Source organism: Streptomyces sp. NBC_00258, assembly GCF_036182465.1.
In the GTDB taxonomy this organism is placed as follows: domain Bacteria; phylum Actinomycetota; class Actinomycetes; order Streptomycetales; family Streptomycetaceae; genus Streptomyces.
Window position 1 is genome coordinate 11,768,593 of record NZ_CP108081.1, and the last position, 24,748, is coordinate 11,793,340.

At 67.7% G+C, this 24,748-nt stretch carries 15 protein-coding genes; 6 read left to right on the plus strand and 9 right to left on the minus strand.

Features of this window, described 5'->3' with window-relative positions:
* The first annotated feature begins 60 nt into the window (after positions 1 to 60).
* Positions 61 to 630, plus strand: coding sequence for a hypothetical protein (locus tag OG718_RS52305; RefSeq protein ID WP_328842954.1), 570 nt, complete (start codon positions 61 to 63; stop codon positions 628 to 630).
* A 421-nt stretch (positions 631 to 1,051) separates the two neighbouring features.
* On the plus strand, positions 1,052 to 1,435 hold the full coding sequence (locus OG718_RS52310; protein WP_328842953.1) for a hypothetical protein: 384 nt from the start codon (positions 1,052 to 1,054) through the stop codon (positions 1,433 to 1,435).
* Positions 1,436 to 1,691: 256 nt separating this feature from the next.
* Here the strand turns inward: OG718_RS52310 and OG718_RS52315 are convergent, their stop codons facing one another.
* Positions 1,692 to 2,153, minus strand: a complete 462-nt coding sequence (locus OG718_RS52315; RefSeq protein WP_328842952.1) for an ATP-binding protein — start codon at positions 2,151 to 2,153, stop codon at positions 1,692 to 1,694.
* Positions 2,154 to 2,507: 354 nt separating this feature from the next.
* Complete coding sequence (locus OG718_RS52320) at positions 2,508 to 2,681, minus strand: hypothetical protein (RefSeq protein WP_328842951.1); 174 nt, start codon at positions 2,679 to 2,681, stop codon at positions 2,508 to 2,510.
* A gap of 224 nt (positions 2,682 to 2,905) precedes the next feature.
* Here OG718_RS52320 and OG718_RS52325 point away from each other — a divergent pair, with 224 nt between their 5' ends.
* A complete protein-coding gene (locus OG718_RS52325; protein WP_328842950.1) occupies positions 2,906 to 4,288 on the plus strand; it encodes a hypothetical protein in 1,383 nt (460 codons plus the stop codon).
* An 87-nt stretch (positions 4,289 to 4,375) separates the two neighbouring features.
* Here OG718_RS52325 and OG718_RS52330 read toward each other — a convergent pair whose 3' ends face one another.
* Together OG718_RS52330 and OG718_RS52335 are read right to left on the minus strand one after the other, a co-directional pair.
* Positions 4,376 to 4,906 (minus strand): hypothetical protein, encoded by a 531-nt coding sequence (locus OG718_RS52330; protein ID WP_328842949.1) that lies wholly within the window; start codon positions 4,904 to 4,906, stop codon positions 4,376 to 4,378.
* Positions 4,906 to 5,928 (minus strand): helicase associated domain-containing protein, encoded by a 1,023-nt coding sequence (locus OG718_RS52335; RefSeq protein WP_328847997.1) that lies wholly within the window; start codon positions 5,926 to 5,928, stop codon positions 4,906 to 4,908. Before OG718_RS52335 ends, OG718_RS52330 begins: the two co-directional genes overlap by 1 nt.
* Positions 5,929 to 6,625: 697 nt before the next feature.
* On the opposite strand from OG718_RS52335, the gene OG718_RS52340 reads away from it, so the two are divergent.
* A complete protein-coding gene (locus tag OG718_RS52340) occupies positions 6,626 to 10,672 on the plus strand; it encodes a hypothetical protein (RefSeq protein WP_328842948.1) in 4,047 nt (1,348 codons plus the stop codon).
* A gap of 280 nt (positions 10,673 to 10,952) precedes the next feature.
* Here the strand turns inward: OG718_RS52340 and OG718_RS52345 are convergent, their stop codons facing one another.
* The 4 genes from OG718_RS52345 to OG718_RS52360 form a co-directional block, all read right to left on the minus strand.
* Positions 10,953 to 12,860: an XRE family transcriptional regulator gene (locus OG718_RS52345; RefSeq protein WP_328842947.1), complete on the minus strand. Its 1,908-nt coding sequence runs from the start codon at positions 12,858 to 12,860 to the stop codon at positions 10,953 to 10,955.
* A 37-nt stretch (positions 12,861 to 12,897) separates the two neighbouring features.
* The gene (locus OG718_RS52350) at positions 12,898 to 13,035 is read right to left on the minus strand and encodes a hypothetical protein (protein ID WP_328842946.1); all 138 of its coding nucleotides are present in this window, start codon (positions 13,033 to 13,035) and stop codon (positions 12,898 to 12,900) included.
* A gap of 600 nt (positions 13,036 to 13,635) precedes the next feature.
* Positions 13,636 to 15,357 (minus strand): ATP-dependent helicase, encoded by a 1,722-nt coding sequence (locus tag OG718_RS52355; protein WP_328842945.1) that lies wholly within the window; start codon positions 15,355 to 15,357, stop codon positions 13,636 to 13,638.
* The gene (locus OG718_RS52360) at positions 15,347 to 17,188 is read right to left on the minus strand and encodes an ATP-dependent nuclease (RefSeq protein WP_328842944.1); all 1,842 of its coding nucleotides are present in this window, start codon (positions 17,186 to 17,188) and stop codon (positions 15,347 to 15,349) included. The genes OG718_RS52355 and OG718_RS52360 overlap by 11 nt, the downstream gene beginning before the upstream one ends.
* 1,178 nt (positions 17,189 to 18,366) lie before the next feature.
* Between OG718_RS52360 and OG718_RS52365 the strand changes: the two genes are divergently transcribed.
* Positions 18,367 to 21,561, plus strand: coding sequence for an NB-ARC domain-containing protein (locus OG718_RS52365; protein WP_328842943.1), 3,195 nt, complete (start codon positions 18,367 to 18,369; stop codon positions 21,559 to 21,561).
* 16 nt (positions 21,562 to 21,577) lie between these two features.
* Here OG718_RS52365 and OG718_RS52370 read toward each other — a convergent pair whose 3' ends face one another.
* Positions 21,578 to 22,870 (minus strand): ArgE/DapE family deacylase, encoded by a 1,293-nt coding sequence (locus tag OG718_RS52370; protein WP_328842942.1) that lies wholly within the window; start codon positions 22,868 to 22,870, stop codon positions 21,578 to 21,580.
* 168 nt (positions 22,871 to 23,038) lie between these two features.
* Here OG718_RS52370 and OG718_RS52375 point away from each other — a divergent pair, with 168 nt between their 5' ends.
* Positions 23,039 to 24,169 (plus strand): IS701 family transposase, encoded by a 1,131-nt coding sequence (locus tag OG718_RS52375; RefSeq protein ID WP_328842941.1) that lies wholly within the window; start codon positions 23,039 to 23,041, stop codon positions 24,167 to 24,169.
* The last annotated feature ends 579 nt before the right edge of the window (positions 24,170 to 24,748 follow it).

Sequence of the window (24,748 nt, forward strand, 5' to 3'; positions counted from 1 at the left end):
CTTTGACAAAGGGGGAGCGCGTTGAAACTAAGAGCCCGAGCATTCGTAAGCGTCGTGGTGATGGGGCTGCTCCTGGTAGCAGCTGGTCAGGGCCTGGCGACTGAGTCGTCGGCCCGTACGGGATTTTCGGCTCAGGCGCGGGCCGCTGGGCTGTCGACCCAGCAGGCGACGGCGTTGCAGGCCAAGGTCGACGACTACCTGGTCACGCTGGCCGGGCGAGGGACGCAGATCTCGCCGAACCAGATCGACATGAACGGGGCGATGCTGAACGTCACCGTGCCCGGGGAGACGCACCCCCGGCAACTCGTGCAGGCGGCCAAGGTCAAGTACCAGGCAGATGGCTGCCATTGGCCAACCGGCGGTGCCCCAAGCCCGCCCGGCTACGGATGGTTCTGCGCTTACGAGCGGGAGAGCCTACAGGGTGACACCGTGTCCATGTATCACTGCGACAACTACGAAATCCCCTTCAGGACCATCGGTGGCTGGTGGAATAACCAGACCACCGGCACCAAGCCAGTCCTGTACTGGGAAAATTTCCAGGCTCCGCCGTGGGGCATGCCCGCCGCGCCCTCCCGCGTTACGCAAGGCGTGAAGTGGGATCCTGTGCACTCGATCAAGAACTGTGTATAGGGCTGGACCGGCAGGGGATCTCTCCCCTCGGTGCGCAGCATCGCCCACACATAAGGCGAGCATTGCGCAGGCCGCCCCGTACCCGCCCGTCCGCGAGTGCGGGGCAGTTGCAGGTAGGGGCCCGGGACCGGGCAAGGTTCGGGCCCCCACAACGCACACCGACGGGGAGGCGGTGCGCTGGATCTGCCCCAACGACGCCCGCGCTTCGGGGATGCGCAGGCGTCGTGGCGCCAATCGGCCATCCGGGGTCCCACCAGGACGACCGCAGCCCGGGCGTCCGAGCCGCGCAGCGCACGCCGGTCGAACTCCCCGTACCGGCCGCAGCGCGCGCGTCGACCCGTGCCCCTGCGCACCGGCGGTTCGGGCCGGGCCGCAGCCCGGCCCCTGTTTACACCGAGCAACCGGTGGTCACCTTCCGTATATGAATGCTTTCTCTGCGTGGCGACACAGGTCAGCCGCCAGCTCGGTCGTCCGATTCGGAATCGCCCTGGCCCTCGCTGGCGCCGCCTGCTTCGTCACCACCCCCGCCCACACCGCCTCCCGCGCGCCGGACTGCGCAGGCAAACCCCTGCGCACCCACCCCACCGAACTGACCGACCTGCGTCGAGGACCCGGCGGCCATACCGGGCTGATCACCCTCATGGCAGCGAACACGATGGTGACCACGGAAGGCTGCATGGTCACCGGCACCCGCTACCAACCGATGTGCGGCCAAGTAGCCAGCTACGACGGATGGAGGGAAATCCGCATCGACAGCGACGGCCTCCGCGGCTGGACCAACGAGGTGTGCCTCTTCCTGCGCTAGCGCCACCACCCCGGCACGGGCGGGACTTTGACGCCGGGGTGACCCGGCTCAACTCAGGTTCGTGCAACCGGGCACGAGTACCACTACCAATGACCTTCAGCCGGATGGGGGCGACCGCCGCCAGCAGGCCGGGACCAAGGTCAACTTCTGGCGGCCTCTAGGCTCACCTCGGCGCTACCCCTTGTGGCACTGCTCATCAGCAGTGCCACAAGAGGCCCACGAAGTCCGGATTTTTTCCGGTGGGCTGTGGTGCCCGTCATATCAGGCGGCCTGCCGGATGCCCGCCGGGATCGTCGGCCAGCACGACCGCGGCCTTCACCCGCTTGCCCACCGGCTCGCGCCGCACCTCGAAACTGCGGCACACCGCCATCGCGATCTCCAGGCCATGCTGCCCGACCCGTCCCGGATCAGCAGGACAGGCCGCCGGCAGCGCCGCATCGGTGTCCCACACGCTGATCTCCACGGCGCCGTCGACCACCTCCAGGTCCAGCAGACACGGCCCGGGCGCGTGTTTGTAGGTGTTGGTCACCAGCTCGCTGACGACCAGCTGCACCAGGCCCATCGCCCGCTCCGACACCGGGACCCCGTGAACGGCCTGCAACTTGGTCATGAATCCACGGGCGAAATGCCGGGCCGCAGCGATCGGCTCACTGCCGTCCAGGGCTACAGCGGACAGGATCGGGCGGCTGACCAGCGACTCGTATTCGTCTGCGTTCATCGCTGAGCCACACCGCCACCCTCGTCCTGAGCAACCCGGTTAACGACCCCGGATACCCCCGAACCGGCGCCACACACCAGGACCAAAGGCGGGAGCTCCGAACGTCCCATCCCTCCAGACGAAACCACCCGAAGCGAGCCGCCTGACCTGCACTTCCAGGCTTCTCCAAACTCCAGGTCAACGACCGCGCCGCGGCAATCGTCCGAGCCCGCAACGCCGGCCTGGGACCCGGCTGGCCCCTTCCCTTCACGGCGCACCGGGAGCGGGCGGAGAGGCAGCGGAAGCCGTAGGCGCGGTCTGCGTGCGGTGAGGTTCTGTGCGGGTGATGCGGGCAAGGATCGCCGTGCCATCCGGTCAGCGGGCCGTGATGACGGCGACGAGGGCTCCCAAAAGAGCGAGCCCGGACAGCCCCACTGTGAGTGGCTGGGCCAGAGCTGGGTGGCGGTGGACGACGTAGGCAAGGCCTCCGGCCGTCAGGAGACCGACCAGAACCAGAAGCAGAACGATCAGCAGGGCGAGCGTGGACATGGCAGGGGACTCCTTGCGGTGCATGCCAAAACGAGCATGCACGAACGAAAGCGGGACTCTGAGGCGCTCGCTGCGTTGTCCAGGCCACGGACAGCACCAAGCGACACGGCCCCGGGCAGTGCTGCCGGGCCGCTATTCCAGATTTGGGGACGACAAATTGTTGCTCCAAGCGCAAGAAGCCTGTGAGCGGGACTTTTTCCATAAACCAGGAGCCGGGAAGTGAGGTGGGCACGGTGGTGATGGACAGCAGGCCCGGACGTGCCAGCAGAGCCGGACGGCAGGCAGGTCGTCCTCGTAGCGCGCTCGATCGGGAGAATCTGCCACCGGAGATCACCGACTGGGTGCTGCATCTGCGGAAGCTGATCGACAGCGTGTTCCCTACCGACAGTGACGCGGCAAAGGCACTGGGGGTGAGCACACCCGACTTGTCGAAGTTCCTGGCCGGAAAGAAGGCACCCGAGCGGGCCTTCGTGGCAAACGTCCATCCGGTGTGCGACCGGCAGAGCGGCACGCGCAGCAATGACCAGGCACACCAGCGGACGGATGCGCTGTACATGCGGGCGCTGGAACATCTCAACCCACCGGTGTGGCAGCTGCTGAGTGCGCTCGACAAACGCGATGCCGCGGTGGCCCGGGAGCGGGCAGCCCTTCGGAACCTGGCGCTGACGCGCAAATGGCTGAACCGGGCCGAGGATGAGGCGGAGCGCCTTCGTCAGGAGTTGCAGGCGGCCCGGGCAGAGTCCGCCGAACTTGCGGCGAAGGTAGAGAGTCTGCTGGAGCAGGTGCGCCGCCTGGAGGAGGAAGCGGTCGTCGCTGAGGCAATCCTCATTGCGCAGCAGGCGACAACTGCTCCGCCACCACCGGCGAAGCTGGACCTTCTTGTGGTGCGGGGGAGCGGGGCAATCCTGGTGTTGTGCACGCTGACGTGTGTAGTCGCCATCGGGGCAGCCCTTGTCGGGGCAACGCTGGCGGACAACGCAACGCCCTGGCCAACTCGCGGCTGGCTGGCTGCCGGCAGCTCTGTGTTGGTGGCCGCGATCACGGACGGGCTGCGGCACAAGGCCCTCAAGCGCCTCGGTACTTCCTCGAACGCTGCCAGCTACGGCCTCGCGTCGTGTCTCCTGATCATCGCAGCCTGCACGGTTCCCCTGTACCTGCTGAGCACGGGGATCCGGAGCCACCAGAACTATCTGGAACACCGCTCAGAGGCGACAGCGTCCGTTACCGACTGCACAAAGCAGCCAGATGCCTCCCCTGGTGACCACGGCATCGACACACCGACATATAAGTGCACCTATACGTGGACGATTTCGGGGCACAGCTACCGGCAGCGCGAGGTGGGGCTTGAGTCAGAAGAAGGGCAAAAGACCACCGTCTTGATCGATCCCGCAGACCCCTCCACCATGCTTCCTCAGAAGGTCGCTCTGTGGTCCTGGGTCTTTGCCTACCTGCTCGCGGCCGTGGCCCTCGCCCTGCCCGTCGGCGCCCTGCGTGTCTACCGCACCGCCCAGAACGAAACCATGGCTGCGCTCCGCCGAGTACAGCGGATCACTCGAGAGGCTGCTCCCCGGAAAGCTTCAGCGCGCCGGCAGAAGCTCCCGCTTTGAAACTTCTGGGCCGCAACAGCCGACAGACGATGTCCCGCACCCTGAACCCCAGGTGTGGGACATCGTCCTCATGTGAAAGGTGCCCGGTCAGTGTGGGGTGAAGGCGTCGACCGCCAGGGCGCCATCGTCGTCCATGCGGACCCGGTCGGCGAGCTGGGCAAGAACCTGCTCCGGCTCAAGGCCGGTGCGGGCAGCAATCGCGCGTAGCCGGCGGCTCACATCGGCAGACAGCCACACCTGCGCCTTCAGCTCATCGCGCGCGTCCTGCCGCTCCATCTGCCATGCGGCACGTCGGGCGAGGGCACCCTCGCGCTGTGTGTCGCGCTCCCGCGCCCACGTACTGCCCTGCACGTCCTGCTCCGGGCTGTAGACCGGCCAGCCCTGAGCGTCCATCAGAGCGGCGATGCGACGCCATTCGGCATGCCGCGCCACCCACTGCTCCGCGAGGTCCTCCGGGTCACCGTCGTACGGACCATGGTCACCGGGGAAGTTCAGCTGCTGCCGGGTCTCCTGCTCACGCCGTTCCGCTTCCGTGACCTTGTCCGCGACCTGCGCCACGCTCAGTCCCTCGCCCTGGCGCCGAACCGTAGCCCGGGCCACATCTTCGGTACTCCACATCACGCGTTCCCCTTCCGCGCCGCCCACTCCAGACCGAGGCCGGCCAACTGCGCACGCCGCTCCGCACTCAACTTCGCCGCCCTCTTGCGGGTGTTGTCGAGCCATGCCCCAAGCTTCACGGCCTCCTGCTCGCCCTCCCCACCACCGCTCACGTCGATCAGTTCGACGTGCTTGCGAGCGGGCCGCAGGTGCCCTTCGCGTGCGTGGAACTGGCGGGCGGCAGCGAGGTTGGTGTTCCACCGTTCATCCTGCGACCGTCGCACCGGCCCGACCGCCTCGCCCTCAGCCGCAGGCTCGATGCCGAGCGTCTCCAGCAGGTACTGCTGCGCGGGCATAAGCCTGTCCCACCCCACCCGCTGTCCAGCGATCCACACCCCCAGGTCCTCGCCCTGCACGACCAGCTCGCCCGCCCCCGCCGGGAGACTGCCTCCGGCCTTCACGTGGGCGAGCGCGAGTCGGTAGTTGCGCTGCCATCCGATCTCCCACGCCGGGCACCATCCGGGATCAATCTCTGCCAGAGCCTCCTGACGACTCGTCGACAGCTCCCCGGCATAGGGAACGCCCGTTTCCCCGGCCTCACGCCGTGCGGCGTTTTCCAGCGTCTTCCGGGCCGCTGCACGCTGGTTCTTGGCCCACACCCCGATAGCCATCGAACCGGCACCGCCCCCGACACCGCCGCTGCCCCACACGGCGTTGGCTGGCGGGAGGAAGTGCCCGTGGACGGCCGCGTAGGAGCGGGCGACTTCGAGGCCGGCGTCCCACGCGGACGCGTGCACCGACCACACCATCCCCAGCCGCTCCAACTCCGTCACACGCGAGGCTTCCAGCGTCCCGGCCGCGTAGTACCGCCGCTGATCTGCCACCCAGGCCCCCAGCGGATGAGCGCTCGCGGCTCCCCAGTCCTCCGGCGTGACGTACGTGAACGGCACCCGCAACTCGCTGTTGCCGGTCTCGCGCAGCCACCTGGTGGCGGCTTCGATGCCGCGCCGCCAGTAGGCGCCTTCGGGGTCGATGACCCGCAGCTGTGTGAGGTCTCACTGATGCTGCGGTGACGGTACGTCGGTGACCTGCAGTACCGCAGGTGTAATGAGACCCTTTCTCAGACCTGTCCATGCCGTTTGACCTGCGGTGCTGCATGTTGGGTGAGACTGCCGCAGATGTAATGAGAACGCCTATAGGGCGCGGCTGAGGGAGTCGGTCGAAGCCTGTTCACCGGGTGCTGGCCGGCCGTGACTGCTCGCACCCCCGCAGCACGCCTCCTCGCCCAGCCATCTGGTGATGGCCGCTCAGCTCTCGACGTTGATGCCGTGATCCGTGGCCAGCCTCGCGAGACCGGTGTTGTAGCCCTGCCTGACGGCACGCTTGCTCAGGCAGGGGGTTCATCGGCCCCGGACTGTCCAGGCAGGTGCCCGGCCGGTTGCGTGGCGGAGTTCTCGAAGACGCACTTGGCTAAAGCCGTCTGGCCGAGAGGGCGTCGCGGGCTACGGCAGGTCGTACGTGCTGGCCTCTGGGTGACGGGCCGGTCGGCTCCTGCACCGGTGCTGTCAGCGCTGCCCTCTACGCTCGGTGCCTGTGACGACAGCAGCATTGCCGGGGGTAGTCTATCCCTGGGCGAGGAAGACGGCACCGCTAGCGGATTCCACACTCCGAGGCGGCTGGACCGGTTTGCCTGCTGCGGGGGAGGGCGGCCATGGCCGGCGGTTGGAGGAGTTGCGGGATGTGCCGGTGCTGGCGCTGTTCGGGGAGCGGGGCGCGGGCAAGTCAGTGGCGCTCCTGCAGGAGCGCCAGTCTCTGGAGGCGGCGCAGGCTGCGGCGCGATGGGTGAACCTGGGGCGGTGCCAGACCGAGCGCCAGGTCGGTTCGGCACTGGCTGATGCCGCCGCGGCCCGGGAGGCGGGGGAGTGGTGGGTATTCCTGGACAGTGTCGATGAGGGCTTGAATGTCCTGCCTGCCCTGGGCGGGCTGATCGCCGACTGGATCGACTCGCTCACTGCCGACCAGCGACGCCGCGTGCGGCTGCGTTTCAGCTGCCGTACAGGGCGCTGGCCCGACATCCTGCAGGACACGCTCACGCGGCACTGGCCACAGCAACTTCAGGTGCAGCACTTGATCCTGACTCCTCTCAGCGCCAGCGACGTTGCCGTTGCCGCCGAGAACTACGGTCTGGATGCCGAAGTCTTCACCGCGGTGCTGCGTGAACGCGGTCTGACGCAGTTGGCCATGGCCCCGGTCACACTTCTGCAGCTGCTCGAGTACCACCGCGTTCACGGGACGTTGCCTGCTACGGCGGCCGATGCCTACGAGCAAGCCTGCCTGCTGCTGTGTTCCGAGAGCAGGCGTCCGACCGACATCCGTGAACTGCGGGCCCAGCCCACAGGCCAACGCCTGCTGCCGGTTGCCGCCCGCGTGGCGGCGACGATGCAGTTCTGTGCCCAGAACGTGCTGAGCGATGATGCCCAGCTGCTCTCCGGCAGCGGGGAGATCACCCTGGCCGAGCTGGAGGGCGGGCAGGAGCCCGGCCTGCAAGGCAGCGAGGTCCCGTGCACGACCGACGAACTGCGCCAGCTGACCGAGTCCCATCTGTTCGAGCCTGTGGGCCTGTTGCGGTGGACCTTCACACACCGTAGCTACCAGGAATTCCTGGCCGCTCACTATCTGAGGGCCCACCAGGTCGACCCGCGCGCTCAAGCCGGCCTGCTGTGGGTCGGAGACGGCGCGGCCCGGCACATCTACCCTGCCCACCGTGAAGTGGCCGCCTGGCGCAGCGGCAGCGACAGCACCCTCTTCGAAGACCTGTTGCGTGAGGATCCGCTGGTGCTGCTACTGGCCGACCTGCCCGCACGGCCCGCCACCGACCGGGCCCGGGTCGTCGAAGCCCTCTTCAGCCTGGCGCAACGAGACGACACCCTCGATTTCGATAACACCAACCTGCACCGCCTTGACCACCCTGGACTGCCCCAGCAGCTCCTTCCCCGCCTGCGACCAGACGCGGACGGACTCGCTACGGCCATCGCGCTGCACATAGCCCGACGCTGCCGCCGCTCGGAGCTGACCGACGCCCTGCTCAAGGCCGCCGAGACCGCCAGCCTGTCTCAGGAACGACGCGTCCTTGCCCTGCAGGCCGTCGCCGGCTTCCGTCCCTCGGATGCCCGGACAGTGGACCGGATCAGACAACTGGCCGCCCATGACCCCTCCCCGGAAGTCGTCGCGGCCGCGCTCGACCGGCTGTGGCCTGCCCACCTGACCCTGCGCGAGCTGCTCGACTCCCTGCGCGATCCGGCCCCCGACTACTACGGCCACGCGTGGATTCTGCGCTCGCAGATACCGGATCAACTGACCGCCGCCCAGACCGCTCAGGCCCTGCTGTGGGCCCGCGACACGCTGCAAGAGCCGCTGCCCGGACGCAGCATCGTCCTGGCCGCCAACCTGATCGGCCGCGCGGTCACCCTGGCCGGCACCCACGGCCTTCCCGGTCTGTCTCATCCTCAGGCCGTCATCGGCGAGGCCCTCATCGCGCTGGCCAACCACAGCGCTGTCCTGCACAGCCTCGAAGGCCGCACCGAGCAACAAGCCCTGGGCGACGCCCTGCGCGCGCAGCACGGTCTGCGCCGCGCCGTGACGCATCACCTGCTCACTCACACCAGCGAAGATCAGTTCATTGGCATCCTGGTTGCCGTCCCGCACGGCTGCCTGACCACGTATGACGACGCGTTCTACTGGATGGAGCACTGGGACGAACTCGCCGACGTGCCACCCGTACTCGCCCGGCTCGTCGTATCCATCGCCCCGCCGGCGGACCCCGAGCTGCAGGCCCGGGCCGAAGCAGCACGCTCCGCCCATCCCGCCCTCCGAGAGATCACTGCGAGATGGGACCAAGACCCCGATCCCGACCCGCACCCCCAGCAGCACATCGACACCGCTCCCGACGACAGCCGCACCTACAGTGAGGCGCGTCTGCGCGAAGCACTGGGCGCCGTCCATACCGCCGGCCCCGAGACCATCCGGCGCGCCTGGGGCGCCGTCATCGACCAGATGCGATGTACCCAGGATGGAACCAAGCCCCCTCACCTGTGGGCAGAGCCGCTGCTGCTGTCGGCGCATCACACCCCCTGCCGCCCGGCCCAGGGCAGCAGCCTCGATGCGGAGCTGAAGGCCGCCGCCCGGCACGTCCTTGCGACCGTGCCGCCCCTCCCAGCTGAGCTGCTGGCCCACGGCCGGAACGCCCATCCGGTGCGGATGCTGGAGCTCAGCGCTTTCGCCATCCTGGGCACCCCGGACGAACTCCCTCCGAACCCTCCCGATCGCTGGGCCGGCTGGAGCCTTGCCCTGGCCACCACATACGCCTACAACCCTGCTGCCCAAGCGATCCGGGACGCCTTCATGCCCGTCTGCGCCGAACACGCCGGCCCGGCACTGCTCCCGCTGCTCGACAAGGTGCTGCGTGACCCCCATACCGATCCCGTCACCACGCATGACCTGGCCCGCTCTCTCGGAGCCCATGCACAGCCAGACGTCCTCGACGCCCTCAGCGACTGGGCCGACCACCCCGACCGCAACCTCGAACACTGGCAGAGCATCACCGGCGCCCTGGCCTTCGCCGGGCACCCGTCCGCCCCCTCGCGCCTGCAATCGGTCCTTGAGAGCAACCCGTCGGGGCCAGCGGCGACACCAGACATCCTGAACCGATGGCTCATGGCGGCCCAGATTCTGCTGCACTGCCCGGCCCTGCCAAGCCTGTGGCCGCTCGTACAACAGCGTCTGACCGACGACGCACTCGCCCAGGCATACATCGACCGGCTTAGCCAGCGCCCCGCCCTCCACTACACGCAGTCACACCAGCTGGCTAGCCTGAACGAGGAAGCCCTCGCCGAGCTGTACCTCTCGCTCGGCCGACATGTGACGGCAGAGACACTGGACCCGCCCCTGCGCTCCGGCTGGAGCGGTGAGGACCACTTCGGCGAGCTGATCCGGTCCATCCCGCCGCTTCTGGAGGCCAAGAACACACCGCAGGCAGCCCACCAGCTGCGCCGGATGGCCACCCGGACAGGACTGTGGCGTCTGCGCCACCTAGCCCGGCGCACTGCCCTGGCAGCCGCGGAGTCGCTGCACACCCCCACAACGCCGCCTCAACTGCGGGCACTTGCGGAGCAGTCCCAGCAACGGCGCTGGGTCACGGACGAAGGGCACCTCCTGGCGCTCGTGCTGGAGGCCCTCGGCCGCTTCCAGCAGGCCCTGGACCGCCCCAACGGCCTGAGCATCGCCCTGTGGAACCGATCGGAGGCCTCCGCGGCCCAAGCCGACTGGTGGCCCTGCTGGGAGGAAGATATGAGCGACATCCTTGCCGTGTTCCTTCTGCAGGACATTGGTGGCCACCGCGTGGTGGTCAACCGTGAAGTGCAGCTCGACCGGCCGGGCCTTGCCGGCCGGCGCACGGACATCCAGATCGAGGTCCCCGCTCCGCCGGACAGCGGACACGATCCCGTCAAGCTGGTGATCGAGTGCAAAGGCTGCTGGAACAACAGCCTGCCTACGGCTCTGGAGCACCAGCTCGTCGACCGCTACCTGCACACCTCCCGCACCGCGGGCATCCTGCTGACCGGCTACTTCGACTGCGACCGCTGGGCGGCCACCAAGCGGCGATCGTGCCCCGCAACCCATCACACACTCAAGTCCGTTGACCGCCACCAGCAACAACAGGCCCAGATACAGCGAGACCTCAAAGGGGTCCCAGTCGCAGCCTTCACCCTCGACTGCACCCTGCCCTGACCGGATGCCGCCGAAGTCGGGCCCGGGGAAGCCGACAACAGTTCCAGTGGTCCCCAACGAACAAGGTGCCCTCGGGGACCCAGGAACAGACGCTAGTGCTTCTGCCCCTCGTGGTCGGTCTGCTCACACGGACAACTTCAGCCACCGCCCCTCCAGCGGCCGGATCGGACGGCACCGATCCAACCGCCACTCACCCGACGAACCTATGCGGTGAGAGCACCAGCAATAGTTCATGGGTGCGCCCGGGGCTCAACCAGCTCAGACGGCAGCACGCTCACTTCTACCGGAGACGCACGTCCGGGGCGCCGTCTCGGCGCCGCGAATCGTGGCTGGCCGCTGCTGCGTACCAGATGTCGTCATTGAGGTACTCGGGCAGACCTCGGTGGAAGCAATGCGCCCACTCCCGTGCAGCCCGGTGGATGGCCATTTTGCCGTCCCCGGGGACCAGGTACTTAAGGCCTGGGTCGTTCCGGCGGTAACCGTGGTAGAGGATTGCGAGAGGACTGGTGTTAACGGAGTAGCCATACCGGCGGCTTTGCTGAGCGCCCAAGGGGCCCTGGCCCCGCACTGCGTGGACGACTGCCCGCCACTGCGCGCTGTCCATGTCGAATGAGTCCTTGTTCCAGGCAACCGGTACGTGGTCGCAGTGGATCTCCCCGACGATCCGGCCCATACCTGCGGGCATGTCGATGGGGTATTCCATGCGCGCGTCACCAGAGTCGTCATGCCAGGCGAACAGACTCTTGTCGCGAACGAGGATCTTCCTGCCATGGCTGTAGAAGTCGATGCCGTAGTCGGTCGTGTGCAGATACCGCTGGATGCCTACCCAGCCCCACACTCGCTGGGGGAGCGGAGTTAGACGATGGCTCTGACACTCGGCGCAGCGCTCAGCATCCAGGGCGCTGTGGTGCCCGCAGACCGCGCAGTCGTGCACGGTGGCCACGGTCACATTGATCGGCAGTCTGGCAGGGACTGGGCCCTCGCGACGCAGAACTGACCGGTTGTCGCCCCAGATGCACGGAAGGCGCGGGCCGACCTTGCGTCCGTTGATGGTGAGATGCAGACGGTTCTCGCGAATCGGGTAGCTGTAGATGTCTCCGAGCTTGACGCCCAGACGGAGCTGTTCGGCGGCAGACCAGGGTTCGCGCAACTGGGAGATGGTGATGTGGGTGCCGTGTTCTGACGGCTCTACCTTGGGCTCAGTGCTCACCGGCACCCGCCACTCCGCGCCGCGTACCAAGGAGCCCAGGTCGATAGTGAGGACGCTCCAGTCTGCTGCCTCAGGGCGGGCGGTGCGCACGGTTATGTGTGATCCCAAACGGCTGGTGGCGACGTTGAAGCCGAGCCCCAGAGTGGGGTAACGGGACGCTTTACCGCTCCAGCCGAGACGCGCCGCTTCAAGAAGCGCCTTGTCATTCATGCCGGGGCCGAGATCAGAGATCGTCACCGTTTCCTGTCCAGGATGGCTGCCGTCGGAGAACTCGATCGACACGGGCAACGGATCGGCTGGGCTGGTTGGGCGGGTGCCATAGGCCGATGCCTGCGCAGCGACCGCGTTGTCCACGAGCGCCGCGAAGCAGCTCCAGCCAGACATGGGCAGGTCGGATAATGCCCTCAGCAGCTGCGGGGAGGGAACCACATGCACAACCTGCCGCTGAGGAGCGTGAGGGTTGCGTTCTGCTCTGTCCCACGCCGCGGCCCAGGATGCCTCGGCATCCTCACCGACACCCAGCACACGGACGAAGGAGAGCATGATGTCCTTGCGCAGGCGGGTCTTACCGCGCAGGGCCTCGTTCAGTGTGGTCCTGGGCAAGATACCCGGCCCGGCACGCTCCTGCAGCTTCCGCAGGCTCGGCCTGTCGTGTGCGGCGTGCAAAGCCCACATGGCTTCCCGCAATTGTGCGAAAGTGCTGATCTCCTCTACGCGGACCTGTTCCGCTGCCGAAGAGCCGGCCGTTCCGACGCTTTGCGCCTGTTGCCACAGTGCACGGGCCTCGTCCAGGCTGGCTCCGCATGCTCGTGCGAACGCTTCCACGACCGGCAACGGCGTGCGGCAGCCGTTCGCGGCCCGATGCAGCCGGGAGCTGCTCATGCCCGCTTCTCGCGCCAGTTCCGCATAGGTGAGGCCAGCGAGGTGGCGCGCCCGGCGAAGCCACCGCGCCACCTCGCCCATCTCTGCGGCACGCACACGGAGCTCCTGCTCGTGACGTCCCATCAGAATCCCGTCAGGCGTGACGGCCGTCGGTGCGCCACGCTTGGAGCGCGGCAAGGGTGATGGCTGCCGTCACCTCGACCACGAGAGCCGCCAGCATCTCCTGCCAGGGCAGCGCCGCGCAGGACAGTGCGACCAGGATGATCAGCACGGCAATAACGACCGTGCCTCCCCGGGCCGGCTCAGGCTCGGGCCGACCGGCCCCAACACAGGAAAGAGTTCCGCTCATAACTGTCAACACACCCTTTGCGCTTTGGACTTGAGTGCTCCACGCGCCAGCGGGTTTGGGGCCTGCTCGGCGCAGCACGTTCCTTGGATGATGCCGCATCCGGCGGACGCACGCCCAACCGGAATCCTGCCGTCCCGGGTTTGTCCCAACACTGTCCCGATCATGAACGATATGCCGTTGATGCTGGTCAGAGCATGCTGAGAGACGCTGGGACAGCATGCTGCTGAGGGATGTTGCAGCCCCGTCCGGACTTCGAGTTGCGTGCCCGACGCACATCGGCGAGCCTGTTCAGCAGGATCCTGCGCTTTGGAAATGACACAGGGACCGTGGCCCGGGACGCATTTGGGGTGTGACCCGGCCAACTGGGCTGAATCTCCGGGCCACACCGCTCGGAGACCAGCTCACCCCGTTTGCTGTTCGCCTTGGGCGGCACGTGGGCCGTGCCCACGTCAGCGATACGCGTATGCCCCGGCCAGGCAAGAACGGCCCTCCTAGCGAAGCACCATGTGCGGCCCCCCCGCCCTAGCGGTTGGGAGTCAGCGGCAGACCGTCCTCGGGCCTTACGAAGACGACCATGTGGCGTGCGCGGGTGATGGCGACGCGGAGCAGGCGGCGATTGCCGCGGATGCGTTCAGCGTCCCATTCCGGGTCCAGTAGGCGGCTGTGGTAGGCGCCCTCGGCGATGACCACGCCGTCGAATTCCTTCCCCTTGGAGCGGTGCATACTCATCAGACTGACGGCGGCTGTGTTCTGTTCGGGCACGGCCAGTTGGTCGTTGGCCAGGGCGCGGCGTATAGCGGCGGCTGCATCCGTGTAGGCGGCTGCTCCGTCCCAGGCTTGGGTGAGGGTGAGAGCCAGTCGGTCAGTGGCGTTCAGCATCCGTAGCATCCGCACTTGCTTGAACAGTTCCACGAGTTCGGCGGACCCCTGCAGGCGGGTTCGGGTGTCCTGCCAGTCGGCAACCGGCCGGCCGACCAGCTTCAGGCCGGCGTCGTAGGCGGCCAGAAGGGACTGGGCTGTCTTGGCACGCGGTGGTTTGCCTTCGGTGAGCGCGGTGATGGCCCGCTCGATGGTCTGGATCTTGCTGCGCGCGCCGGTGGTGCCACGCGTGAACTTGGTGCGGTAGAAGTCGGCCACGGCGCGAAGGGTTTTGGTGAGCGCTTCGAGGCGGGGCAGGGCGGGCCACTCCAGCATCGAGGCCACGACGAATCCGGCTGCGGCGGACAGCTCGGGGTCCCAGTGCAGGTCGTGATCGACGGGCGGCAGCACACCGCGGGCTGTCACGTTCTCCACGCTGATCTTCTCGGAGATGCGTCCAACGAGGCTGTTGGTGGTGGCCAGGACCGCGAGCGTGGGGTCACGCTTGAGCTCGGCCCGTAGATGACTCCGCAAGGCGATCACCGCCTGGTGAGTGCGGATCTCGACGGGAATGGCTCCCCGCTGCTGAGCGTAGGTAAGGGCTTTGACGCTGTCCGGGACGGGGGAGGGGGTATTGCGCAGGACGGCGTTGGCGTAGCCGAGCAGCCCGCCTTCCGGGCTGCGGTGGTTGTCTTTTGACAGGTCGAAGCGGACCGGTTGCAGATGGGCGATGGCGTGTGCGATGCGTTCCTCGTCGACGCCGGGCAGGTGGCCGAAGATGCGCTGGTCGGGGTCGGCCAGGCAGATCACGGTGGAAGCCTGGCTGAGCGACTTGACGGCCCGCCACTGGTCGATGTTGGTGTCCTGGAACTCATCCACGATGATCAGCGGGTAGATGCCGCAGTACAGGGAGCGCACCGCGGTACTGCCTTCCAGCAGGTTGGCGGCGGTGTCGGCAAGTCGGTCGAAGACGTACCGCCCCTCCTCGGTAGCCATCCGCCGGCACTCTGCTGGCCAGGCGTCCTTGTCTCCGCCGAAGTCGGCGCGCAACTCCCGCTCCCGGTCGGGGGTGATGAACGACGACGGCCGCCCGGTCAGCAGTCGGCCGTGGCTGCGCACGAGCTCGAGGAAGAAGGCGTGGAAGGTGCGCACCTCCAGCCTGGCACGTGCGGACCGGTTGTACAGTCCGCTCATCCGGTCGTTGATCTGCCGCACCGCCGCGCGGGAGAAGCTCAGGAACAGCACTCGCTGTTCGTCCTGCAGAAGCTCCTGGGCCTTGAGGGCTTTCAGCAGAGCGATCGTGGTCTTGCCGCAGCCGGGCCCACCTTCGATCAGTGCATGCCCGGTGCTGGCCAGGATTGCCTGGCGGGTGTCGTCAAGTTCCATCGGCCGCATCGCCGTCGGCGTCTGGCGCCGGGGGCGTGGTGTCGGTCTCTGCCACCGGTCGCAGGTCGCGGTCGATCTGCAGAAGGAAGCCAGCAATCGAGGCCGGCAGGTCGGCCAGGCCGCTGCACTCGGCGACGAGGGCGGCGCCGTAGCCGTCTCCCTTGCGGGCTTTGAGGACCTGCCGAGCCAGTGTGCGAACCGCGGCGTCGTCCATGTCTTCGTGCAGAAGCCCGCACTTCACCGGGTAGTCCGTCCGGCCCGCGGCCGAGCTGAGGAAGCGCCGCTGCACCGTGGGCGGGATCTCCGAGGTGAGTAGGTCCTCGATCCCGTTATGAGCGATCACGGTGTAGCGGGTGAAGTCGGCCGTCTTCGCCTCGACTTCGGGGGAGAAGGGCCGCACCGGAGTGTCGTGGATGCCATACACCGGCTTGCCCAGGCTCTTGAAGACCGGAGCGAACAGCGGCACCGAAGCATCGCCCTGCGCGTCGAAGACCGTGACGCCAGCGAGGTCGGGGTGCAGATAGTCCACAGCAGGATCCTGCTCCAGGACATCGGCGACCGCGGGGACCAGGTCGGCCTCCGTGGCGCCCTCCACCACCAGCACCGCACGGGCCAGCACCGCTTCGGCGAACTGGCGGCGGTTGTCCCGGTACCGCTTGGCCTTGAAGTCCGTCGGCAGCACCACCGGCGAACTGCTCAGCTCACCCGTCTCGTTCCGTCCCAGCACCACGATGTTGCCGGGGTCGAACTTCTCGATGACATACGGCGAGTGCGAGGTGACGATCGCTTGCCCCATGCGCTGGATGACGAAGTCGACCAGGCGGCGCTGTGCATGCGGCGGAAGCGCAATCTCCGGCTCCTCCATTGCAAAGATCACCGAGTGATCGCCCTTGAGCTCGGCGATGTAGGTCAACAGGGCGAACACAAGCAGGTTCAGGGTGCCGGTACTCAGCCGGTTGAAGGGCACGCCGTGCGTGCCGGGCTGGGTGGCAATGAACAGGCGCAGTACCTCCCGCAGGTGCTCTCGGGTGCGCTCGGAGACCTGCAGATCCACCGGGTCAGGCTGCGCGGACAGGCTCACGAAGCGGTCCACCCGCTCGGCCACCTCGCCGCGAATCTTGGCGAAGCCCGAATCCTCACCCGCGATCACGACCGCGGCAAGATCGGTCAGGGCCTTCTCCCACAGCGGTCCGGCCCGTTCGGCCTCCAGCCGCACGATGGTGTCCAGCAGTGACCCCCGCTGGAAGGTCAGCGCCCTGCTCCCGGTCCGGTTGGGCCGCAGATACAAAAACCCGCAGTGACGCTTGTCCTCACGGGTGAAAGGGCGCAGGCCCGCGCCGAGTTCGGTGCTCTCCTCGGTGAGGTCATCCGGCACGCTTTCGGGGTGGGCGAAGTAGGTGCCGCCGAAGAAGTCGTCTTCCTGCGGGTCGAACCGGCCCAGGAATACCACCGGCAGGCACCATTCGCCGGCGTCCGCCTTTTCCATCGCGCCCGGCTCCAGATCGGCGAAGTCATCCCGCTGGGCCGACCACCGCCGCAGGTGAGGTCCGAAGCGGCGCTCGGCCTCCGGCGACAGGCCGGTCAGCACGGCCTCCAGCCGGATCTCGGGCAGTTCACCATCCACCGGCTGGTAGCGGGTGCCGTAGAAGTCGTACTCGTCGACCACCGGGCGGCGGAACATCCGCTCCGGTCCCAGGATGAGCTCCAGTGCCTCACAGACGGTGGATTTGCCGATGCTGTTGGAGCCGACCAGCAGCGAGTGGCCGCTCAGCACAACGGTGCCGTGGCTGATGCCGCGGAAATGCTGCAGTGTCAGCCGTCGTACCTTCACCGTTGCTGCCCTCTCAGCCATCTCACCTCAGACCGCAGCCGCCGCGGGAGCGCTCCGTCGCACGGATGGGAGAGGCAACTGCCCAGCCGGGAGAAGGACTTGCCAGCCAGGCTGAAGTCACTGATGCGATTGTAGCTTTTCTGATGGTCTTGCTGTTTCAGGGGGAAACATGGCGCTGTGCCCGCCAGGATGGCTGTGACGTTGTTCAACGGCCCCTCGATATTGGCCACTTGGCCCCGGGAGGTCGCAGATCACTGCGTGACGTTCCGAAGCGGCCCCACCGCCATCCACCTGCAGGTAGGGGCCACGAGGCGGGGCCTCCGGCAGACCGTCATCGAACGTCTGTCGGCGCCAGCGATGGCCAAATTCGGTGGGGCCGGTTGTCGGCGTCGAAGCCACGCCAGAATGTCCTTCGCCGCTTCGGCGTCGGGACGCTCGATCCTGGGTTTCACGTCGAGGCGTCCGGAGTGCAGGATCGCGGGGTCGCATTCCACAAATCCCTCTCAGACCAGTTCGAGTGGATGCCCCCGGTGCACTCGCCAGCGCACCGGCTCCGGCCGAATGAGCCCGGGAGGAACCGCGCCATACGGCAGGCCCTGTGACGGTGTGTGAGGCAGCCGGTGCCGCTGCGGCTGATGAGCCGCTGCGCGTTCCGTGGATTGTCTGGCGGTCAGGGAAGGTTGAGGGGAGCTCGATCGCAGCGCTGACCGTGTGGTTTGTGTTGCTCTTGCGCGGCTTCCAATCGATCGGCGTCCTCGGTTCTATCCCGAGTGTGGGCCTGTGACTGGCCATTCCCGGGTCGGTGCTGCAGTTCGTCGGACGCTGCCGGTCACGCTCGGTACCTTTCTGGGTACGACTAGTTGCATCGGGGAGGGGGTCCCGTAATGCCACGTCGAAGGTCTAGCGGGGTGGGGCAGAGGCTCTCCAGGCAGGGGACCGTTACTGGGGCTTCGACGCTACTGGCGTTCGCGGCGGGTGCGCTGGCCAACCTGGCGACGTCACAGTGGACTTGGACGGTTGGGGCCGCACTCTTCGTGCTGGTCGCAGTGTGGGTCGCTTTCGAAGTCTGGCGCGTGGACCACGAGGCTGATGCAACCGGGCGGGGAGGACCGAACGGGAATGGTTCCAGGACGTCCGAGGAGCTCCGACGGCCGTGGATGGCGCCGCCGTTGGAGCGGATGGTGGAACGTCCCGAACTGGCCGCTCGTTTGATGGCCGCGCTGTCGGCAGCCGGGGCCACCGAGGTGGGAATGACCACCGGGCTGCGAGGAGCCGGCGGGTTCGGCAAGACGACGCTGGCGGCCTGGGCGTGTCACCAGACTCAGCTGCGCGAGCGCTATCCGGGCGGTCTTCTATGGGCCACCCTTGGCCAGGAGATCCGTGGTGCGGATCTGGCTGAGCGGATCAATGACCTGGCCTGTGTACTGAGTGGACGGCGGCCTACGCTGTCAGATCCGGACGCCGCCGGAACCGAGCTGGGACGGCTGCTCGACGAGCGCGCGGAATCGGTGCTGCTCGTTGTCGACGACGTATGGGAAGAGTCGCAGCTTCGGCCTTTCGGGTTCGGCGGCCGGGACTGCACGCGGCTCATCACCACCCGTATTCCCGACCTGCTTCCCGCCAGTAGTCGTCACCTCGTCGTGGACGCCATGTCCGCTGACCAGGCCCGGCTCCTGCTCACCGGCGGCGTTGCGGGGCTTCCCGCAGAGATCACGGAAGGGCTGAGCAAGGCGGCCGGACGATGGCCGGTGCTGCTCAACCTGATCAACGGCACACTGCGCCGGCGCATTGAGCGGGGCCAATCGGCGCAGGAAGCCGCCGAGCAGGTCATGCGGACGCTGCTGGCTGACGGCCCCGGCGCTTTCGATCCTGCGCGTCCGGCCGACCGGAGCCGGGCTGTGGCGGCTACTGTCGAGGCCAGTCTGACTCTGCTCGCGTCGGCCGACCAGATCCGTTGTCTGGACCTGGCTGTGTTCCCCGAGGACGTGGACATCCCACAGGACATTCTCGGGCTGCTGTGGCCTGGCGTGCGGGTGGACGCGCTGTGCGAGGAACTGGCCGGGCTGGGGCTGGTAGCCGACTACCGACTCGACGCGCCGGGACCCAGGCTAGTGCTGCACGACGTGATCCGAGCCTACCTGCGCACCCGCCAGGGACCCGACGCGCGCACCGAGACGCACCGGCGGCTGACCGCCGCCTCGGCTGCGCTGTTGGCACGACACGACGGAGTGCCGAGGCCGTGGTGGACCATGCCCGCCGACTCCAACTATCTGTGGCGCTACCTGCCATACCATCTGGCCGCGGCCGATCAACACGAGGAGCTGGCCACCCTCGTGTGCGATCTGCGCTGGGTCGAGGCTAAGACGCGTCGCCTCGGTTCCGTGGTGGGCGTCATCGCCGATCTGGAGCTGTCAGACACTCTCACCGCCAGAAACCTGCGGCGGGTCCTTCAGTCCGCCGCCCATCTGCTCGGCCCGATTGACCCGCCCGAAGCACTGGGCGCGACGCTGGCCGCCCAACTGCACGGCGAACCCGGCCTTGAAGCCGAACTCCACGCCTACCGACAGACCCTGCCGCGCCCCCGGGTGGAGCCAACATGGCCCCTGCCCGACAGGCCTGACCCAGCCCGCCCCCACCCGACCGGCCACAAGGGCGCCGTCACGAGCTGTGCTTTCTCTCCCGACGGGAGCCTGCTGGCCACTACTAGCAACGACCACACCGCACGTCTGTGGCGGGTCGCCGACGGCACCGAACAGACGGTGCTGTCCGGGCACACCGAAGGTGTGTGGGACTGCGCCTTCTCTCCTAGCGGCGCTGTGCTCGCCACTACCGGCATCGACCACACCGTCCGGCTGTGGCGGGTCGCCGACGGGACCGAACTCGCGGTACTGATCGGTCACACCGACTGGGTGACGAGCTGCGCCTTCTCATCGGACGGCAGCCTGCTCGCCACCAGCAGCGAGGACGGCACCGCACGCATGTGGCGGGTCGCCGACGGCACCGTCGACGCCGTGCTGACCGGCCACGGCAAGGGCGTTACCAGCTGTGCTTTCTCTCCCGACGGGACCCTGCTGGCCACCAGCAGCCACGACCACACCGCACGCATGTGGCGGGTCGCCGACGGTACCGAACAGAGAGTCCTGTCCGGGCACACCCACACGGTGGACAGCTGCGCCTTCTCACCGGACGGCACGCTGCTCGCCACCTCGAGCCACGACGACACCGCCCGGCTGTGGCGGATCGCTGACGGCACCGAACGGACCGTGCTGACCGGCCATTCCTCCATGTACAAATGCGTCTTCTCGCCGGACGGCACCCTGCTGGCCACCGCCAGCGCGGCCGACGGCATCCGCCTGTGGGCGGTCGCCGACGGCACCGAGAAGGCGCGACTCAGCGGGCACAGCGGCTGGATCCGCGGCTGCGCATTTTCCCCGGACGGCACGCTGCTCGCAACGACCAGCAACGATCAGACGACCCGCCTGTGGCGGGTCACCGACGGCACCGAACACACGGTCCTGACCGGCCACATCCGGGTGTACCGCTGCGCGTTCTCGCCGGACGGTACCCTGCTGGCCATCACCAGCGACGATCGCACAGCGCTGCTGAAGGAGATCCCTGGCGGCGCTGAACGGGGCGTGCTCACCGGCCACATGGGGCGCGCCTACAGCTGTGTCTTCTCCCCCGACAGCACGCTGCTCGCCACCACGAGCAACGACCGGACGGCACGGCTGTGGCGGATCACCGATGGCACTGAACACGCCGTACTCACCGGCCACACCTACTGGGTGACCGGCTGTTCCTTCTCCCCGGACGGCACGCTGCTCGCCACAGCCAGCCAGGACAAGACGGCACGGTTGTGGCGGATCGCCGATGGCAGCCAGGCAGCGGTGCTGACCGGGCACACCGAGGGAGTGACGAGCTGCGCGTTCTCTCCCGACGGCACCCTGCTCGCCACCACAAGTGGTGACCGGACGGCACGGTTGTGGCGAATGGCCGATGGCAGCCAGGCAGCGGTGCTGACCGGGCACACCGACGCGGTGACCAGTTGCGCGTTCTCTCCCGACGGCACCCTGCTCGCCACCACCGCCGACGACCGCACCGTACGGTTGTGGCGCGTCGCCGACCGCACCGAGCACGCCGTGGTCACGGGACACACCAACTGGGTGGAGAACTGCGCCTTCTCCCCGGACGGGACGCTACTCGCGACGTCGGGGCGCGATCAGACCATACGGCTGTGGCATGTAGCCTCCGGCCGCTGCCATTGCGCGCTGCGCCTCGCCAGCGACCTGACTGGCCTGTGCTGGCACCCCAGCGCGGGACTGCTGTGCGCCACCGGTGGGGCAGGAGCGTACATGCTGGCGTACATGCCCTGAAAGTTCGTAGCTCTGCTCACTTGGTGCCGACCGTTCGGAGCGCGCTGAGGACCAGCGCGCGGGTGACCTGCACGACCTCAGAGACACAGACCTGTTCCTGGGAGCTGTGCGCAAGACGGATGTCACCCGGGCCGAACTGCAGGGTCGGGATGCCTGCGGCGGCATAAAGGCGCAGGTCACTGCCGTACGGTGCGCCATGCTCGCGCGGGACAGGGCCACCGCCCGCGACGTCTTGGGCCGCCGCCCGTACGACATCCCGCAGTGGGTGCCCCAACGGCAGACGCCCGCTGGCGAACTGCCCCCCAGACCAGGTAACGGTCGCCGGGTGATCGCGCAGCCAAGGGTCGGCGGCGCAGGCTTCCGCCACGCACAGCTCCAGGTCGGCGCGGGCGGCAGCTGGATCCTCGTCCAGTCGTACGCCGAACCGCCCCTCGGCCACCAAGAGATCGGGCACACTGCTCGCCCAGTCGCCCGAGCGGACCATACCGACGGACAGCGCGTAGGGAATTTTGTACTCCGCCATCAGCGGATCCGGATTGGCATTCCGCTTGGTCTCCAGACGAGCCAGCGCCCAGTGGACAGGCAGATACGCGTCAAGGGCGCTGACCCCTGCGTCACGGGAGCTGCCGTGGGTAGCCAGACCGGGGACGCTGATGCGGAAGGTCAGCGCGCCGGCGTTGGCCGTGATCAGAGCGCCGCCGGTCGGCTCGGTGATGATGCAGGCGTCGCCCGTGTGGCCGCGCTGGAGCGTGCCGAAGGTGCCGAGTCCGCCGTCCTCCTCACCGACCACGAAATGTACCGCCAGCCGACCGCGCAGCCTCGCCCCACTGACCCGGATCGCAGCCAGCGCGGCAAGGTGGGCCGCCAGCCCCGCCTTCATGTCACATGCGCCTCGGCCATGAACGGTGTCCCCAACAACCCTGGGCACGAACGGGTCCCCGTCCCACTGCCCGGGATCGCCGGGCGGTACGACGTCGACGTGACCCTGGAGGATCAAAGTCGGGCCGTCGCCGCCGTCTTCCGTGGCCCCCACCAGCCCCCACGCCTCGTCCCGCGGCGCCTCAGCCCCTGGGAAGCTGGGATGCGCCAGCAGCGCGGGCAGATCCATGGACCACAAATCGACGTCCAGCCCGAGCTGGTTCAGCCGCCCGGCCAGATGGTGCTGAGCCTCGGATTCCGCGGGACTCCCGGTCACACTCGGGATCGCGATCAGCTCCAGCAGAGTTCTGGCGATGGCCTCCTCATCGACTGCAGCCAAGGCGGCAGCCTCCTGGGTACTCAACTCGGCAGTGAACACGTCAGCGGTCATGGATGGTTGCTCCTGTCACGGCTCAGTACGTCACTGCTCGTTGCAGGCGCTGAACCCAATTCCGGATCCTAAAGGGCGGCAATTGGGTGCTCAATCGTGATATCCGGCCGATTGGTGCTGTAGCCGCAGTTGCTGTGACCGGTGGTGTGGCTGCTCGTTTAGCCGGGCATGGGTGCGGACGGCACGGTTGATGAGGTGCATCGCTGGGCGGCTGGTCTGGATGCGCTGCATGCTCGGATCGGTGGGTACTTCCGTAGGTCGGAGCCGCGTCGGCGGGTGATGGAGTACTTGTGTGGGCTGCTTGCGCCTCTGGAGCGCAAGAACGGCTGGACGCTGGCCGAGCAAGCCGGTGAGCTGTGCCCCGACGGCATGCAGCGGTTGCTGAACCAGGCCGACTGGGACGCCGACGCGGTCCGCGACGAGGTTCGCGGCTTCGTGCTGGAGCACCTGGGCGTCGAGGACGGCGTACTGGCCGTGGACGAGACCGGCTTCATCAAGAAGGGGACCCGGTCGGCCGGCGTCCAGCGGCAATACACCAGCACCTCGGGAAAGATCGAAAACTGCCAGCTGGGGGTGTTCCTGGCCTACGCCTCCACCAGAGGGCGGGCGTTGATCGACCGGGAGCTGTACCTGCCCACCTCGTGGACCGAGGATCCGGCCCGCCGGGCGGACGCGAAGATCGGCGAAGACGTCACCTTCCGTACCAAGCCCGCACTGGCCCGCGCGATATTGGAGCGTGCCCTGGACGCGAAGTTGCCGTTTCGCTGGGTTACCGGTGACAAGGTCTACGGTCACGATCCCGTCCTGCGCGGCTGGCTGGCCGAGCGGCGCCTGAGCTACGTGCTGGCGATCGCCCCCAAGTACCGGTGCGGGCCGCGCGGGCAAAACGCCCGCACCGTCTCGGCGATCCCGCCGGAGCACGTCTGGGAGACCCGCTCCGATGGGGATGGCGCCCACGGCCTGCGTGAATACGCCTGGGCCCTGGTCTCGCTGCCTGGCGAGCGGGACGACGGCTTCAACGACGCCCTGCTGATCCGTCGCAACCTCGCCGACGGCGAACGTGCCTACTACCTTGTCCATGCCCCGGCGGGCACTTCGACGACGGAGATCGTGCGGGCCGCTGACGCTTGCTCGGCAATTGAAGAGTGTTTCCAGGCCGCGAAGAACGAAGCCGGGCTGGACCACTATCAAGTACGCCACTACCCGGCCTGGTACCGGCATGTCACTTTGGCCATGGCCGCCGCCGCTCATCTGACGGTCGTGCGGACCACCACCGGTGAAGGAAGAGGATGGTCGTGACCTGATTCGACTGAGCGTGAACGAATCCGAGGCCTGCTGAGCAGATTCGCCCACGCCGTCCGACACGAAGCCGAACACCGCCCTGCACCGGTCACGCTGGTGCCATTAACGCGGTCCGGTTTCAGCTGATTCCGCAGCCCAGGCCACTGCCCCTTGTAACTGCGGTTGCAGCACTACTGAGTTTTTCTACGTAGGGTGAATGGGCTAGCCCGATGGGGACTTCTAGACACTGCTGGACCGCCGCCGCGCTGGCGATCTTGCGGATTGGGCTGGGCGCGCTGGTGGTCTCGGTGGCGGTGATACAGATAACGCCCAGGCTCGGTGCTGGGGCCGTCGCCTCATATGTTGAGTTCGCGTGCTCCTGGCGTCTGCCGCCTGACCAGTAAACGTCCGCCGAGGCCGTCTGACGGCGCGTGGCCAACCGGGAGCGCCGGCCCCGCATCAGGCTTCCAAGGCCGGGCCTGGACGGTGACACCAGCTCGGCCACTCTCCGCATCCTGCGCCAGCGATGACCCCACCGGCCAAGGCCCGTGAGCCGGATCGGTACTGGCACACCTTGACCGGCCGCGGCGACACCGG

What these genes read in the sequence shown, in the direction of transcription:
- OG718_RS52355 (WP_328842945.1), bottom strand. Translation starts at nt 15,357, where the DNA reads ATGGAACTTGACGACACCCGCCAGGCAATCCTGGCCAGCACCGGGCAT.
- OG718_RS52375 (WP_328842941.1), top strand. Translation starts at nt 23,039, where the DNA reads ATGGGTGCGGACGGCACGGTTGATGAGGTGCATCGCTGGGCGGCTGGT.
- OG718_RS52365 (WP_328842943.1), top strand. Translation starts at nt 18,367, where the DNA reads ATGGTGGAACGTCCCGAACTGGCCGCTCGTTTGATGGCCGCGCTGTCG.
- OG718_RS52370 (WP_328842942.1), bottom strand. Translation starts at nt 22,870, where the DNA reads ATGACCGCTGACGTGTTCACTGCCGAGTTGAGTACCCAGGAGGCTGCC.
- OG718_RS52330 (WP_328842949.1), bottom strand. Translation starts at nt 4,906, where the DNA reads ATGTGGAGTACCGAAGATGTGGCCCGGGCTACGGTTCGGCGCCAGGGC.
- OG718_RS52310 (WP_328842953.1), top strand. Translation starts at nt 1,052, where the DNA reads ATGAATGCTTTCTCTGCGTGGCGACACAGGTCAGCCGCCAGCTCGGTC.
- OG718_RS52320 (WP_328842951.1), bottom strand. Translation starts at nt 2,681, where the DNA reads ATGTCCACGCTCGCCCTGCTGATCGTTCTGCTTCTGGTTCTGGTCGGT.
- OG718_RS52305 (WP_328842954.1), top strand. Translation starts at nt 61, where the DNA reads ATGGGGCTGCTCCTGGTAGCAGCTGGTCAGGGCCTGGCGACTGAGTCG.
- OG718_RS52315 (WP_328842952.1), bottom strand. Translation starts at nt 2,153, where the DNA reads ATGAACGCAGACGAATACGAGTCGCTGGTCAGCCGCCCGATCCTGTCC.